Source organism: Bordetella muralis, assembly GCF_054781015.1.
This window is the reverse complement of sequence record NZ_BAAGVF010000008.1, coordinates 1,231,141-1,247,016: the sequence shown is the minus strand read 5'-3', so window position 1 is coordinate 1,247,016 and position 15,876 is coordinate 1,231,141. Positions and strand designations below refer to the sequence as shown.

Annotated in this window: 13 protein-coding genes; 9 read left to right on the top strand and 4 right to left on the bottom strand. The window is 58.5% G+C overall.

Annotated features, from left to right (window positions below; genetic code table 11):
- Window positions 1-20 precede the first annotated feature (20 nt).
- Window positions 21-1,784 (top strand): monovalent cation:proton antiporter-2 (CPA2) family protein, encoded by a 1,764-nt coding sequence (locus tag ACYVIT_RS23425; RefSeq protein ID WP_415808229.1) that lies wholly within the window; start codon window positions 21-23, stop codon window positions 1,782-1,784.
- A gap of 28 nt (window positions 1,785-1,812) precedes the next feature.
- On the opposite strand, the gene ACYVIT_RS23420 is transcribed toward ACYVIT_RS23425, so the two are convergent.
- The 3 genes from ACYVIT_RS23420 to ACYVIT_RS23410 all read right to left on the bottom strand — a co-directional run bounded on the left by ACYVIT_RS23420 (window position 1,813) and on the right by ACYVIT_RS23410 (window position 5,576).
- Complete coding sequence (locus ACYVIT_RS23420) at window positions 1,813-3,615, bottom strand: protein kinase domain-containing protein (RefSeq protein ID WP_415808228.1); 1,803 nt, start codon at window positions 3,613-3,615, stop codon at window positions 1,813-1,815.
- Window positions 3,608-4,420, bottom strand: a complete 813-nt coding sequence (locus tag ACYVIT_RS23415) for a formate/nitrite transporter family protein (protein ID WP_415808227.1) — start codon at window positions 4,418-4,420, stop codon at window positions 3,608-3,610. Before ACYVIT_RS23415 ends, ACYVIT_RS23420 begins: the two co-directional genes overlap by 8 nt.
- A gap of 244 nt (window positions 4,421-4,664) precedes the next feature.
- The gene (locus ACYVIT_RS23410; RefSeq protein WP_415808226.1) at window positions 4,665-5,576 is read right to left on the bottom strand and encodes a LysR family transcriptional regulator; all 912 of its coding nucleotides are present in this window, start codon (window positions 5,574-5,576) and stop codon (window positions 4,665-4,667) included.
- A 95-nt stretch (window positions 5,577-5,671) separates the two neighbouring features.
- Between ACYVIT_RS23410 and ACYVIT_RS23405 the strand changes: the two genes are divergently transcribed.
- A complete protein-coding gene (locus ACYVIT_RS23405; RefSeq protein ID WP_415808225.1) occupies window positions 5,672-6,418 on the top strand; it encodes a sulfite exporter TauE/SafE family protein in 747 nt (248 codons plus the stop codon).
- Window positions 6,419-6,461: 43 nt separating this feature from the next.
- Here the strand turns inward: ACYVIT_RS23405 and mnmE are convergent, their stop codons facing one another.
- Entirely contained in the window at window positions 6,462-7,820 is a 1,359-nt protein-coding gene (gene mnmE / locus ACYVIT_RS23400; RefSeq protein WP_415808224.1) for a tRNA uridine-5-carboxymethylaminomethyl(34) synthesis GTPase MnmE, read from the bottom strand.
- 111 nt (window positions 7,821-7,931) lie between these two features.
- Here mnmE and ACYVIT_RS23395 point away from each other — a divergent pair, with 111 nt between their 5' ends.
- The 7 genes from ACYVIT_RS23395 (at window position 7,932) to ACYVIT_RS23365 (ending at window position 15,874) form a co-directional block, all read left to right on the top strand.
- Window positions 7,932-9,518 carry an ABC transporter substrate-binding protein gene (locus ACYVIT_RS23395; RefSeq protein ID WP_415808223.1) on the top strand — a complete coding sequence of 529 codons (1,587 nt, stop codon included), beginning with the start codon at window positions 7,932-7,934 and terminating at the stop codon, window positions 9,516-9,518.
- A gap of 18 nt (window positions 9,519-9,536) precedes the next feature.
- On the top strand, window positions 9,537-10,511 hold the full coding sequence (locus ACYVIT_RS23390; protein ID WP_415808222.1) for an ABC transporter permease: 975 nt from the start codon (window positions 9,537-9,539) through the stop codon (window positions 10,509-10,511).
- 8 nt (window positions 10,512-10,519) lie between these two features.
- Window positions 10,520-11,437 (top strand): ABC transporter permease, encoded by a 918-nt coding sequence (locus ACYVIT_RS23385; RefSeq protein WP_415808239.1) that lies wholly within the window; start codon window positions 10,520-10,522, stop codon window positions 11,435-11,437.
- A 13-nt stretch (window positions 11,438-11,450) separates the two neighbouring features.
- Complete coding sequence (locus tag ACYVIT_RS23380) at window positions 11,451-12,491, top strand: ABC transporter ATP-binding protein (protein WP_415808221.1); 1,041 nt, start codon at window positions 11,451-11,453, stop codon at window positions 12,489-12,491.
- The gene (locus ACYVIT_RS23375; RefSeq protein ID WP_415808220.1) at window positions 12,491-13,558 is read left to right on the top strand and encodes an ABC transporter ATP-binding protein; all 1,068 of its coding nucleotides are present in this window, start codon (window positions 12,491-12,493) and stop codon (window positions 13,556-13,558) included. Before ACYVIT_RS23380 ends, ACYVIT_RS23375 begins: the two co-directional genes overlap by 1 nt.
- A gap of 101 nt (window positions 13,559-13,659) precedes the next feature.
- On the top strand, window positions 13,660-14,859 hold the full coding sequence (locus tag ACYVIT_RS23370; protein ID WP_415808219.1) for a M20 aminoacylase family protein: 1,200 nt from the start codon (window positions 13,660-13,662) through the stop codon (window positions 14,857-14,859).
- Between the two features lie 112 nt (window positions 14,860-14,971).
- Window positions 14,972-15,874, top strand: a complete 903-nt coding sequence (locus ACYVIT_RS23365) for a TauD/TfdA dioxygenase family protein (RefSeq protein WP_415808218.1) — start codon at window positions 14,972-14,974, stop codon at window positions 15,872-15,874.
- Window positions 15,875-15,876 lie beyond the last annotated feature (2 nt).

The following is a 15,876-nucleotide window of genomic DNA, read 5'->3' as shown; positions in this document are numbered from 1 at the left end:
GAACCGGACAAGGGGATTTCATGGCAGTAGCAGGTGACGCAAGCGAATTGGCCAAGGTGGTCGTACTGCTGGGCGCGGCAGTCGTGGCGGTACCTATTTTCAGGCGTTTGGGTTTAGGATCGGTCTTGGGCTATTTGGCGGCCGGCTTGGTGATCGGTCCGTTTGGCCTGGCGCTGTTTCGAGATCCTCATACGATATTGCATACGGCTGAATTAGGCGTGGTGATGTTCCTGTTCATCATCGGCCTGGAGATGCGTCCATCGCACTTGTGGGGACTGCGCAAGGAAATATTTGGTCTGGGCAGTTTGCAGGTGTTGATTTGCGGCGTGTTGTTGACAGGCGTAGGAGTAGCGTTCGGATTCCCGCTCGCCGTGGCGTTCATCAGCGCCATGGGCTTTGTGCTGACCTCCACCGCCATCGTGATGCAATTGCTGGGCGAGCGTGGCGATATGGCAAAGCCTCGCGGGCAGAAAATGGTCTCGATCTTGTTATTGGAAGACTTGTTGATCGTGCCATTGCTGGCATTGGTCGCGTTTATTGCCCCCCCTGGCGCGCACCAAGAAGCCTTGACAACCGAATCGCGCTGGATCGGTGTCGGCATCGGTGTTGGCTCGGTCGCGGCATTGGTCGTCGCGGGCATATGGTTGTTGAACCCGCTGTTTCGCTTGCTGGCGCGTGCCAAAGCCCGCGAGGTCATGACGGCAGCGGCATTGCTGGTGGTGCTGGGCGCAGCATTGCTGATGCAATGGGGCGGCCTGTCCATGGCGATGGGGGCATTTCTCGCCGGCGTCTTGTTGTCGGAATCGACTTTCCGCCATCAGTTGGAAGCGGACATCGAGCCGTTTCGTGGCCTGTTGCTAGGTCTGTTTTTCCTGGGTGTGGGCATGTCGCTGGATCTCACGGTCGTAGCGCAGAATGCACCGCTGATCGTGGCCGGGGTACTGTCCATGATGCTGGTCAAAGCACTATGTATTTACGGGACGGCGCGATTGGCCAAAAGCTCCCGTGCAGAGGCTATCGATCGCGCAGTGTTGATGGCACAAGGGGGCGAATTTGCTTTTGTGTTGTTTGCCGCGGCATTGGCCAATGGTGTCATCGATCCCATCGTCAATGCCAACATGACGGCCATCGTCGTGCTGTCGATGGCGCTGACGCCGTTGGTTGTGTTGATCCATAAACGCTGGATGCCGCGTGCGAATCTATCAACTGACGATCTGGAGACTCCAGAAGACCAGATCGGCAATGCCCTTGTGATCGGCTTTGGTCGTGTGGGGCAAATTGCCAGTCAACATATGTTGGCGATGGGAGCTGAAATCACCATCATCGACAATGATCCCGAAATGATACGCAGCGCCGGAACGTTCGGATTCAAGGTGTACTACGGTGATGGCACGCGTACCGATGTATTGCATGCCGCCGGAGCAAAGAACGCACAGGCGATTTTGATCTGCGCCGACGGCAAAGACACGGTGACGCAAATGGTCGAACGCATCAAGGCCATGTGTCCGCATTCCGTAGTGCTGGCACGTGCTTTTGATCGTGAGCACGCATTGGATCTGCATAAAGTGGATGTGGATTTTCAGATCCGCGAAACGTTTGAGTCTGCAATGGTATTGGGCAGACAGGCTACGCAGGCCTTGGGTGCGACGCCTGAAGCAGCGGAAGAAATTGCGGATGAAATCCGCAAGCGCGATGCCGAGCGGTTTCAACTGGAAGTCAACGGCGGACTATTCGCAGGGCGTGCGCTGCTGCTGAACAATCAATCGAAAGAATCGACCCATTGAATGCGCTGACTATCTGATACGCGCCGGTTCAGCGTAATGCCAGCAATGCGATGATGACGATCGCCAGCATCAGGCTCAGGCCTTTCCAGAATGCGAGCGGATTGCGTTCAAGCAAAGGCACATACGTGTTGTCGATGCTGGCATGCGGGTGTTGCAAGGCATAGACGAACTCTGATAATTCCTGATAACGCGATGGTGGGTCGGGGTGGACTGCCTTGCTCAGGACGCGATCGACCCAGGTGGGAATGGCGCGTTGGTCGTTCAACGCAGAGTCATACCGCAGATAGCGCTGTGCCGCGCGTGTTCGGGTTTTAGCGACTTGTGTGCCGTAGGGTAGACGGCCCGTCAACATTTGATAGGTGATGACGCCCAGGGAATAAATGTCGGACACTGTAGAGCCCGATTCCCCTACAAAGTATTCTGGTGCAGTGTATTGGGCGGTACCCAATATATGCGGCGTGTCGTTGAGAGTGGCGATTTCCGCAATTCCGGCAACCCGCGTCGAACCGAAATCAATGATCCGGACGATACCCTGTTCGTCGATGAGTATGTTTTCAGGACGCAGATCCTGGTGCACCATTTCCTGCCGATGAAAGGCCTGCAAGCCTTTTGTGATCTGGTCGACGATGTGGATAACTTCCTCGAGTGCGGGTTCGGGATGTTTTTCCATCCATTGAGTCAATGTGATGCCGTGCAGATATTCACAGACGGTATAGAGGTATTGACGCGGGCGTGTTTGCGGCCAGGCTTTGACCACATGGCGGCTATCGATGCGCCGGGCGAGCCATTCCTCCATCAGCAGCCGTTCCAGGTAAACCGGATCGTGACGCAGGTCTAACGAGGGTATTTTGATAGCGACATGGCTTTCGGTATCGAGGTCTATGGCGTGATAGACGTGGCTGCGGCTGCTGGCATGCAGCTCGTCAATGATGCGAAAGCCTTCGAACAGCATGCCCGAGGTCAAGAGGGGAGGACAGGGCAAGCTCCTGGCCTGAGAAGCCATTTCGCTGGCATCGGCCGCAGGCAACGCATCTATCCGTACGATTTGCACCGTCAAGTTGTCCACACTGCCGCAGGCATAAGCGAGTTCCGCCAGCGCTTGAGCGGCCATTTCCAATGCATTGCCATGGGCCGTGACGGCGGTGATGATGTTGTCGCTGTGGATATGTTCGTAGACGCCATCTGTGGCCAGAACAAACACATCCCCTATTTCGAGACGCTGTGTGTGATAGTCGATCTCGACGTGCGGAGACATACCCAGCGCGCGGCTGAGATAGCTCTTATCGTGCGCGACCCAGAGTCGATGGTCTTCTGTGAGTTGTTCGACAACGCCATGGCGCAGGCGAAAAATACGCGCATCGCCGATATGGAACAGGTGGGCAGTTGTGGATTTCAGTATCAGTACGCTCATCGCACATACATAGCCGCGATCCTGGTCGTGGCGATGCTGACTTTGACGCGTCTGCGCATGCAGCCAAGCGTTCGATGCGTGCAGAACGCGCTCGGCGGACTTTTTGACAGACCAGGTTTCCGGCGTGCAGTAGTAGTCCTCTATAAAGCTGGCGACCGCGGTTTCGCTGGCGATATGACTGACATCGCTGCTGCTGATGCCGTCGGCCAGTGCAACGGCAATGCCCTTGGTGTGAAGCAAGGGCCGATCCGGAATACAGAGGCTGTGGAAATCCTGGTTGCCGGATTTGCGGCCACGATCCGAATATTGGCCTGTCGTCACCTGCAAGTGGGTGACGGCAGGACCTTTGCTCGCGCGATCCATGGACGGTGAGCCGAGATCTTTGACGATGACGCGATCATCGGTACTGCGTTCAACCAAAACGGCGTTTGGGGGCGGTTCTCATGTGGGTGGTGTATAGCGTCAGTCCCGTCAACGAAATACCGCCGACCAGGTTACCCAGCACCACCGGAATTTCGTTCCAGATCAGATAATCCATGACAGAGAAATTTCCGCCCAGGATCAAGGCCGATGGGAACAGGAACATGTTGACCACGGAGTGTTCGAAACCCATATAGAAAAACAGCATGATGGGCATCCACATGGCGATGACCTTGCCGCTGACGGTGGTAGAGATCATGGCGCCGACCACGCCGAGCGACACCATCCAGTTGCACAGAATTCCGCGGATGAAAATCGTCAACATCCCGGCCGCGCCGTATTCCTTGTAGCCCAGTGTGCGGTTTTCACCGATGTGCGAGATGACTTCACCGACCTTGCCGGCAGGAACGGAAAACCCATACGTAAAAATAATGGCCATGAGGACGGCGACGGTCAGTGCGCCGATAAAGTTGCCAATGAAGACGACACCCCAGTGTTTCAGGATGACGCCTGGGGTCACCCCGGGACGCTTTTCCAGCCAGGCCAGCGGGGTGAGCATGAAGACGCCCGTCAGCAGGTCGAATCCCATCAAGTACAACATGCAAAAGCCTACGGGAAACATGGCGGCTCCCAGCAGGGGGGAACCGGTCTGCACATTGATCGTCACGGCGAATACTGCAGCAATAGCGAGGATGGCGCCTGCCATGCAGGCACGGATCAATGCGTCGCGTGTTGCCATGTAGATCTTCGATTCGCCTGCATCCACCATCTTGGTGACGAATTCTGAAGGAGCCAGATAGGACATATTGATTTCCTGTAGCGGAAAAACGGATTCCGTCGTTTAAGAAGCATGCTCAGGCTGTAAAGGCCGCGGCGCTATTGCTTGGGATATGAACAAGCCGTGATGCCAAACCGTATTCGGCGTCAGAGATCAAGCAACAAGCGTGCCAGTGCGACGGAATCCATACCGGCTATCGAGGAACCAATGTCACAAAAGGTCTTGTGTGAAGGCATTCCTCAATGTGGTGCGCTGGACCGCGAATGGTGCATCACGGTGCACCGAGATGGGGCGCGCTCGGGACTGCACCCAGATGTGCGAGGAGGCTTCGCATCGGCGCGGACAATTCACGCCAATCCCGAAAGCACGCACACAGCTGCCGGTAGGCCCAGTCTTCGGCTAGCACGACGGTGCGATAGTCGTGTTTGCGCCGATAGCGTTGCGCAATCGGCTGCGGAACGATGCCCATGCCGACACCATGAGCCACCATCTCGCAGAGCCCCTCAAAGGTTTTCATACGGATCCGCAGGTTCAGGGGTTTACCCGCCGCCTGGGCGTATTCGTTGATGTGGTCTTGCAGTGCGTTGCCTGGAGCAAGTCCGACAAAAGATTCATTCAGGATGTCCGCCAGGCGAAAATGGCGATGGTGCGTCAGGCGATGTCCGGCAGGCATGATCAGAACGAGGTGATCCTTTGCGATGGGCTGCCGTTGCAGGCCGGGGGCGTCCACGGCGTCGGAGACGATGCCAGCCTCGGCGAGACCCGCAGTAATCGCGGTGATGATTTCGGTGCTGGTGCGTTCTTTCAGGTCGATATGCAATCGAGGACGTGCGGCGAGCCAGGGGGCGAGCCGTGGTGGCAGGAATTCGGTGAGAGCCGCCGTGTTGGCATAGAGATGCAAGGTGCCGCGCACGCCTGTGGAAAAGTCTTTCAGCTCGGTTTTGAGCAGGTTTTGTTGGCGCAGGATCAGGCGGGCGTGATGGGCCAGCGCTTCGCCCGCTTCGGTGGTGATGACACCGCGTGAATGGCGCTGCAGCAAGGGGACCTGCGCATCGGCCTCGATGTTGCGCAGCCGTTCACTGGCAGAGGCCAGCGCCAGATTGGCGTGTGCGGCGCCTCGGGTAATGCTGCCGGCCTCGACCACGCACAGGAATAAATGAAGATCCGCCAGATCGAGCCGCATAGTGTCTCCTGCTTTCTGCCTGCCTTCGGATAATCCGAAGGCAGGCACCCGAAAACCACATTGTGCCAAGCCACGAGTGAGGCTCCAATAGGGGCATGAACGAATCTGCAAACTTCTATTTATGGTTCACATTGACCTTTTTGGCAGCTGGGCTGGTCAAGGGTGTTACCGGCATGGGACTGCCTACCGTAGCGATGGGCTTGTTGGGCACCGTTATGCCGCCTGCCGCCGCCGCCGCGATATTGGTCATCCCGTCGTTTGTGACCAATGTCTGGCAACTATTGTCCGGTCCGGCAACGGCGCGCTTGCTACGCCGGTTATGGCCGATGATGCTGGCGATTGTGGCGGGGACGGTGGGCGGCGCTTCGCTCTTGGTGCGAGTCGACCCATTGTGGTCCGCGTTCTCTCTAGGTGTGGCGTTGATCGTCTATGCGTTATACGCCCTGCTCGGCCCTGCCCTGTCCGTCTCCGTGTGCGCCGAGTCCTGGTTGTCGCCCGTGATCGGCGTTGTAACGGGAGCGATTACCGGTGCTACCGGGGTGTTCGCCATGCCAGCGGTGCCCTATTTACAGGCACTGGGTTTGGATAAAGACGAATTGGTTCAGGCCCTGGGCCTGTCCTTTACCGTGTCCACCATTGCGTTGGCGGCTGGCCTGATGGTGCATGGCGCATTTCAGCTGAACCAACTCGGGGTCTCCGCGTTGGCAATCGTCCCGGCGTTGATAGGCATGTGGGCGGGGCAGAAAGTCCGGGCACGGATCAGTCCCAAGCGGTTTAAACAATGTTTTTTGGTGTTCCTGGCGGTACTGGGGTTTGAGTTGGCGTCGCGGCCGTTCTTTTGATCGGATCACGCGACTCGCTTTGGCGAGGTAGATGAAATCGGGCTCACTTCCCAATACAAAAACTGGAAAAAATCTCACCCAGCAAATCATCGCTGGTGAACCGCCCCGTAATACTGCTCAGGCTGTCATGCGCCAGTCGTAGCTCCTCGGCGAATAAATCCAATACGCGGTCATCCTGGGCTGCGTGCTCGGTGGCTGTGGTCAGGTGCTCGGCAGCGTCCTGTAATGCGCGTACGTGGCGTTCTCGGGCCAGCCAGGGGGATTCCGCGCCGGGGTTCCAGCCGGCCAAGGCCAGCAGCTTGTCGCGCAGCGTGTCCAGCCCTACCCCTTCGCGGGCAGAGATGCCGAGCTGCTGAGGGCCCGCCACGAAAGGCGTATCGAGCAGGTCTACCTTGTTGAATACGGTCAACAAGGGGGTGCGCTCCGGCAGACGGGCGATGATTTGCGCGTCGAGTTCATCGGCGGGCTGGGTGGCATCCTGCAAATGCAGGATGACGTCGGCGCGTTCGATTTCTTTCCAGGTGCGGGCGATGCCGATGCTCTCGACGGTGTCTTCGGTCTCGCGCAGGCCGGCCGTGTCGACGATGTGCAGGGGCACGCCGTCGATGTGGATTTCCTGCACGACCTTGTCGCGGGTGGTGCCCGCGATCGGCGTGACAATGGCGATGTCGTCACCGGCCAGCGCGTTTAACAAGCTGGACTTGCCCACATTGGGTTTGCCTGCCAGTACGACGTGCAGGCCTTCGCGCAGGATGACGCCCTGGCGTGCCTGGGCGATCAAGGTATCAAGGTCCGCGGCCAGTGCCTCCAGGGTGGGACGTGCCTGGTATTTCTCCAGAAAATCGATTTCCTCTTCGGGGAAGTCTAGCGTGGCTTCGACCAGCATGCGCAGGTGAATGATCCGATCCGATAGTGCATTGACCTGCGCCGAGAATTCCCCCGATAGCGATGCCATGGCGCCGCGCGCGGCGGCCACTGATGAGGCATCGATCAAATCGGCGACGGCCTCGGCCTGGGCCAGGTCCATGCGATCGTTCAGGAAGGCGCGGCGTGTGAATTCGCCGGGCTCGGCCAGACGTACGCCCATGTCCGCGCCCGCCTGCAGGCAGCGATCGAGGATGCGCCGCAATACGGCCGGCCCGCCGTGACCTTGCAGTTCCAGTACATCCTCGCCCGTGTAGGACTGCGGGGCGCGGAAATAGAGGGCAATGCCTTCGTCCAGGTGTTCGCCGTTTTCTGCGGTGAAGGGTAAATAATGGGCGTGACGCGGCGTGAGTTCGCGGTTGAGCAGGCGGCGCGCCAAGGCGGATAAATCGGGGCCGGAAACCCGGACAACGCCAATACCGCCGCGGCCCGGCGCGGTGGCGATGGCGGCGATGGGAACCTGTGTGGATAAGGACATGGGGCATTCATTGAAGACGGCAATAAGGGAATATAACTGTTGCGCACGCGCCTGTTTGCTGGTTAATGTGCCCCTGGCAGTCCAACCTACAGCACAGGCTAGGAGAGCACGATGGCGTCACATTGGTTACGTTTATTGGCGGGCGGGGCATTTACGGCTGCAATGGCATTGGGGGCGATGACTTCCGCTGTTGCGCGCGATCTGGTGGTGGCGCTCAAGACCGAGCCCAGCTCGATGGACCCGCAATACCATGCGTTGACGCCCAATACCCAGATATCGCAAACGTTGTTCGATCCCCTGGTGCGCTCGGATTCCAAGTTGCAGCCTATACCTGCGCTAGCGGAGTCCTGGACGGTGGACGGCAATGTGTGGACCTTCAAGCTGCGTCCGAATGTCAAGTTTTCGGATGGATCGCCCTTTACGGCCGATGATGTGGTGTTCAGCTATGACCGCATTCCCAAGGTACCGAATAGTCCTTCGCCTTTTACCTTGTATCTGGGTTCCGTCGCCAAAACAGAAGCCGTGGACCCGATGACGGTGCGTATTACGACCAAATCGCCCGCGCCAAATCTGCTGATCAACCTGGCACAGCTGCCGATTCTGTCCAAGACGGCGGCATCCGGTCCCGCGCCCGAAGGAAAAACCACAACAGAACTCAATAGCGGCAACGGGCTGGCAGGAACGGGGCCCTATAAGTTCGTGTCCTGGAAGCGCGGCGCGGAATTGGTCTTCGCACGCAATGAAAATTACTGGGGTCCGGCGCCAGCATGGGACCGGGTGATCTATCGCCCGATGTCCAATGCAGCGGGCCGGGTGGCGGCCTTGTTAGCCGGGGATGTGGACTTGATCGAAGATCCTCCAACGGATGATCTGGCCAATCTGAAAAAGAACAAGAAGCTGTACATCGAAGAAACGCCTTCGGTGCGTGTGATGTATGTGGCGATGGATCAATTCGCCGAACCCACGCCGGGCATTGCGGGCCTGCAGAAAAATCCGCTGAAAGACAAGCGCGTACGCGAGGCGCTGTCGCTGGCCATCAATCGCGATGCCATCGTCGATCGCGTGATGGGCGGCGTGGCCAAGGCCGCAGGCAATATGCTGCCCTATCCCATGTTCGGTTCGTCTAAAGAGCATGCCGAGGCGCCGAAGGCAGATGTGGAGAAGGCCAAGGCCTTGTTGAAAGAGGCCGGTTATCCCGATGGGTTTGCGATCACGTTGGGCGCGCCGTCGGGCCGTTATGTGAACGACTCCAAGGTAGCGCAAGCCGTGGCGTCCATGTGGTCGCGCATCGGTGTCAAAACCAACGTCGAGGCCCTGGCGCCCTCGGTGTTTTTCAAGAAGCGCGACAGCTATGAATTCAGTGCCTATCTGGCGGGCTGGTCGGTGACCAGCGGCGAGATGCTGAACCCCTTGGCCTCGTTGCTGATGACGCGCAATCCCGATGCGGGCGAGGGCACGACCAATCGTGGTCGCTACTCGAATCCGGAGATGGATAAATTGGCGCGTGAGGCCGCCGCAACGATGGATGACGCCAAGCGTTCGGCACTGCTACAACAGGCCAGCAATATGGCGATGGACGACTATGCCCTGCTGCCTTTGCACTTTGAGTTGTCTGTATGGGCGATGAAGGACGACGTCCGTTACGACGGCCGGCCGGATCAGACTACCTTGGTGCAATACGCGACCGTAAAGAAGTAGGCCAGGAGTCGCATCGACGTGCTGGCAACTATCATTCGCAGGCTGTTGCAGACGCTGATCGTGCTGCTGGTCATGTCGGCGTTGGTGTTCACCGGGATTTACCTGGTGGGCGATCCGATCTCGATGCTGGCCAGCCCCGAAGCGACCGATGTGCAGCGTGAGGCAATCCGCGTGTCGCTGGGCTTGGACAAGCCTTTGTGGATGCAGTATCTGGTGTTTATCGGCCATGCAGTACAGGGCAATTTCGGCAATAGCTTTTTGACGGGCGAGCCGGCGATGCGCTTGATTCTGGAGCGCATGCCGGCCACGCTGGAGCTGGCCTGTGTGGCCATGCTCATGTCTGTACTGATCGGCGTGCCATTAGGCATCATCGCAGGCCTGCGTCCCAAGGCGGTAGGCTCCCGGGCGATCATGACGGGCTCGGTGTTGGGGTTTTCTCTGCCCAATTTCTGGGTCGGCTTGATGTTGATCATGCTCTTTGCCGTCACGCTGGGGTGGTTGCCGGCGAGCGGACGGGGCGAAACGGTGTCGGTGTTGGGCGTGCCGTTGAGCGTGTTGACACTGGATGGATGGGCAAGCCTGATTTTGCCGGCGTCCACGATCGCCCTGGCCAAATGCGCCATGATCGTGCGCGTCACACGGGCAGCGACGCGCGAGGCGCTGCCCATGGATTACATCAAGTTTGCGCGTGCCAAGGGGCTCGCGGAAAAGCGCGTGTTGGGCGTGCATCTGCTCAAGAACATATTGATCCCGATCGTGACGGTAGCGGGCCTGGAGTTTGGCCAGGTCGTGGCGTTCGCTGTCGTGACAGAGACCGTGTTCTCGTGGCCGGGCATGGGCAAATTGCTGATTGATTCCATCATCAATCTGGATCGCCCCGTGGTGGTGGCCTATCTGATGTTGATCGTATTTTTCTTGGTGATCCTGAATCTGGTGGTGGACATTATCTATACCGTGCTGGATCCGCGCGTACGTCTGGAGCGCAGAACATGACGACACCGATGACTTCTGTGGATACGTCACCCCCCACGCCTGCTGCGCGAGTGGAAACGCCGCTGCGCCGGTTTTTGGTGGACTTCTGTGCCAGCAAACTGGCGTTGTTCGGCGTCGTGCTGCTGCTATTGACGGTAGGCGCAGCGATATTCGCGCCATGGATCGCACCGCAGAATCCTTTTGATATTGCCACCTTGGATATCCTCGATTCCAAATTGCCGCCCGGCAGTGTGAGTGGCGATGGCAGCATGACGTATTGGTTGGGAACGGACGGTCAGGCGCGGGATGTGTTCTCGGCGATTCTGTATGGTATGCGCACGAGCTTGATGGTCGGTTCGATTTCCGTGTTGGCGGCATTTGCGATCGGCGCTACGGTGGGATTGATCGCTGCGTATTTTGGCGGCCGCATCGATGCGTTTTTGATGCGGGCTGTGGATATCCAGTTGTCGTTTCCGGCGATTCTGGTGGCGTTGATTTTGCTGGCTATCCTGGGCAAGGGTGTGGATAAGGTCATCATTGCGCTGGTGGTGGTGCAGTGGGCCTACTTTGCGCGTGCAGCACGCGGAGCCGCGCTGGTCGAACGCGGCAAGGAATATGTCGAGGCCGCCCGTTGCATGTCGTTGGGTTGGGGGCGTGTGTTGTTTCGCCATGTACTGCCCAACTGCATGCCGCCGCTCATTGTGATTGCGACGATCGATCTGGCGCACGCCATTGCGCTGGAGGCGACGCTGTCGTTTCTAGGCGTAGGCGTCCCGGTGACGGAACCTTCGCTGGGGATGTTGATTTCCAATGGCTTCGAGTATTTGCTGTCGGGACTGTATTGGATTTCTTTCTTTCCCGGCATCGCCCTGGCCATTGCGATTATCGGCATCAATCTCGTGGGCGATCATCTGCGCGATGTATTGAATCCGCATAACGCGGCATGAGCAGTGGACGACTATGAGCTCTCAAACGACCGTTGATCATCGCGATAGTGCTTCCATAGCAGCCCCTGTGGGTGCTGCGAACCGTGGCGCCAGGACGGTATTGGATGTTCGCGGACTGAAAACGCATTTCTTTACCCGCGCGGGAGTGGTCAAGGCCGTCGACGGTGTGGATCTGTCGGTGGGGGCGGGCGAGATTCTGGGATTGGTTGGGGAATCCGGCTCGGGCAAGAGCATCACGGGTTTTTCCTTGTTGGGCTTGGTCGACGCGCCTGGCCGGGTCGTCGATGGCGAGATTCGTTTCAACGGCGAAGACTTGCGCCAGGTGTCGGCGCAACGCTGGCGGGAACTGCGCGGCAACGATATTGCGATGATCTTTCAAGATCCGATGATGACGTTGAATCCCGTATTGCGCGTGGATACGCAAATGATAGAAACCGTGCTGGCGCATCGCCGCGTCAGCCGTAATCAGGCACAGGCTCGTGCATTGGAGGTATTGACCAAAGTCGGCATTCCCTCGCCTCAGGAACGATTGCGTGCCTATCCTCATCAATTGTCGGGTGGCATGCGGCAGCGGGTGGCAATCGCGATCGCCTTGTTGAATGAGCCGCGCCTGATCATCGCAGACGAGCCTACGACCGCACTGGATGTGACGATTCAAGGGCAGATCCTCTACGAGATGCAGAAGTTGTGCCGTGAAACGGGAACCGGGCTGATCTGGATTACCCACGATCTGGCCGTCGTGGCGGGATTGGCAGACCGTGTGGCGGTCATGTATGCGGGCCGTGTCGTGGAAACCGGGACGACGCAAGCCGTGATCAGCCATGCCCTGCACCCCTATACGCATGGCTTGATTGCGTCCATCCCCACGCCGCACACGCGCGGCCAGCCCCTGGACCCGATACCTGGTATGACGCCCTCGTTATTGAATCTGCCGCAAGGCTGTGCCTTTCGCACGCGCTGTCATCGGGCGACTGACGCCTGTGCGCAGGCGCCCGCGGCGGTGGAACATCGGCCCAGCCATTGGGCCCGTTGCTGGCATGCAGGAGAACGCTAGTGCAGACTGTTGAATTCGCGGCGCCGGATTCCAGCGTCTCTGTCGCCACCGCCAAGCCTATTTTGTCGCTGCGGCAGGTTGAGCAGCACTTTATCCAGCCGGTCGATCTGGCCGGGCGTATTGCGAACTTGTTTGGTGCGGGCCTGAAAACGTTGGTGGTGCAGGCGGTCGCCGGCGTGGACCTGGATGTTTATCCCGGCGAAGTAATCGGCATTGTGGGAGAGTCGGGCTGCGGTAAATCGACGTTGGGCCGCATGGTGGCGGGAATTCTGCGGCCGACAGGGGGACAGATCGATTATCAGGGGTCCCCTGTGACGCAGATGTCGGCTGCGCAGCGGCGTGCGTACGAATTGAGCGTGCAGATGATTTTTCAGGATCCGTACGCCTCCTTGAATCCCCGTATGCGGGTAGTCGATATCATCGGCGAGGCGCCCGTGGCGCATGGCCTGATCCGCTCGGGCGAGAAGGCCAGCTACGTGGCGGGCCTGATGGGCCAGGTGGGGCTGGACCCGACTTATGCACAGCGTTATCCACACCAATTTTCCGGGGGGCAGCGCCAGCGTATAGGCATTGCCCGGGCGTTGGCGTTAAAGCCGTCTGTCATCGTGTGCGACGAGGCTGTGGCCGCCCTGGATGTGTCGATTCAGGCCCAGGTGTTGAACCTGTTCGCGCAATTGCGCCGCGAGCTGGATTTGACCTATCTGTTTATCAGCCATAATCTGAGTGTGGTGAGCCATATCTCGGATCGTGTCGCCATCATGTATCTGGGGCGTATCGTCGAGATTGCTTCGACCGACGCGGTGTTTTCCCGGGCGAATCACCCCTATACGCAGGCGTTGCTGAAAGAACTGCCGGATCTGCGGCCTGGCCGGCGCGATTACCGGCCGATCAAGGGAGAACTGCCCTCTCCGCTGGCGCCCCCGACGGGTTGTGCTTTTCATCCTCGGTGCCCGCACGCGATGCCACGCTGCAGTACGGAACGGCCGCTGTTGCGTGCGGTGGCGGCGGGTCATGCCAGCGCCTGCCATTTGAATGACGAGCCGACAGGCAAGGTGCCATCGGGATGAGGGCTGAACCCCGATCGCAGCATGCCCGCCGTGCTGAAAATTTGATATCGGACGCGGACTCCTACGGGATCTAACCCAATTTATTCTGTTTATCTTTTGCCATGAAAACTCTAGACGAAATCGAACGTGCCCATGCTGACCTGACCGCTTTGCGACGTGATATCCATGCGCATCCGGAATTGGCTTTCCAGGAAACGCGGACGTCGGCACTGGTTGCCGAGCGCTTGCGCAGCTTCGGGATAGAGGTGCATACGGGCTTGGGCAAGACGGGCCTGGTAGGCGTGCTGAAGTCCGGCAACAGCGGCAAGACCCTGGGGTTGCGCGCCGATATGGACGCCCTACCGATGCCGGAGCACAACCGCTTTGAGCATAAGTCGACGATCGCAGGCCGCATGCATGGCTGTGGTCACGATGGGCATACGACAATGCTGTTGGGGGCGGCGGAATATCTGTCCAAGCATCGTAATTTCGATGGCACGGTACATTTTATTTTTCAGCCGGCCGAAGAAGGCGGTAATGCGGGAGCGCGGGCCATGATGGAGGACGGTCTCTTTGACCGCTTTCCGTGTGACGCTGTGTTTGGTTTGCACAATATGCCGGGCATGCCGGTCAATCAGTTCGGTTTTCGCAGCGGGCCCGCCATGGCTTCCAGCAACCGCTGGGATATCACGATCCGTGGTGTGGGCGGCCACGCCGCGCAGCCGCATAGTGCGGTGGACCCCATCATCATCGCGGCCGATATGGTGCATGCCCTGCAGACCTTGATTTCGCGCAGCAAAGACCCTCTGGAATCGGCGGTACTGACGATCACGCAGATCCATGCAGGGGACGCCTATAACGTGATCCCGGGCGATGCGGTGTTGCGCGGTACGGTGCGCACCTATACCGTGGATGTGCTCGACAAAATCGAAGACGGTATGCGCCGCATCGCGACCACCCTGCCCCAGGTCTATGGCGCAACAGGTGAGCTGGATTTCGTGCGGGCGTATCCGCCCTTGGTGAACTGGGAAAAAGAAACGGCGTTTGCCGCCGAGCTCGCGCGCGAGGTGTTTGGCGACGAACACGTCAATTGCGATATTCCTGCGTTCATGGGCGCCGAGGACTTTTCCTTTTTTCTGGAAAAAGTGCCGGGCTGCTACCTGTTTCTAGGCAATGGCGATGGGGATCATCGGATCGCCAGCTATCACGGCATGGGCCCATGCCAGCTGCATAACCCGAACTATGACTTCAATGATGCGTTGCTGCCGGTCGGCGCAACGTATTGGGTCAAGCTGGTCGAGAAATTTTTGGCAAAGGCATAAGTTAATAACTTCAAACCCATATGAGAAAGTGATCTGATTAAAGTCCGATAACGTCGTTTGGGTTCGAATAAGCTTTTTGCATAATGGATCGCTCTGAATACCGGAGCAATCCATGTCTACACGTAGCAACGCGGCACGCCTTGATGAAGTCGACGACGCTGCGCAGGCATTCGAAGTGCGGCCTCTGCCGGGCGGGATCGGTGCGGAGATCGTCGGCATTGATCTGGGCCACACACTGAACGCCAGCGATTTTGCGCGTGTACATCGCGCGCATCTGGATCACCATCTGGTGGTGTTCCGCGATCAACGTATTACGCCCCAACAGCACATTGATTTCAGCCGCCGTTTCGGCAAGCTGATGATTCATGTGCTGCATCAGTTTCACTTGGCCGGCCATCCCGAGATCCTCATCGTCTCGAACATCGTCGAGGACGGCAAACCGGTGGGCTTGGGCGACGCGGGAAAATACTGGCATTCCGATATCTCGTACAAGCCGCTGCCGAGCCTGGGCTCGCTGCTGCATGCACAAGAGTTGCCGTCCGAAGGCGGCGATACGCTCTTTGCCGATATGCACGTGGCCTACGACACCTTGCCTGCGCACCTGCGCGAGGCCATCGACGGCCGTCAAGCCGTGCATTCGTATCTAGCCAAATATGGCCAGATGCAGAAAGAGGCGAATTGGCGGCCGACGCTCAGCCCCGAGCAACTCGCACAGGTCAAAGAGGTCGTGCATCCCGTTGTGCGTACGCATCCTGAAACGGGACGCAAAGCGCTATTCGTCAGCGAAGGCTTTACGACCCGCATCGAGGGGCTGCCCGAGGATGAAAGCCAACAGATCCTGGCAGAACTCTTTGCCCACAGCATCAAGCCCGAACATATTTATCGCCATCAGTGGCGCGAACATGATCTGGTGTTCTGGGATAACCGTTCGTTGATTCACCTGGCCGCAGGCACCCCGACACACCTGCGCCGCAAGCTCTACCGCACCACTATTGAAGGCGACACGCCGTTCTGACT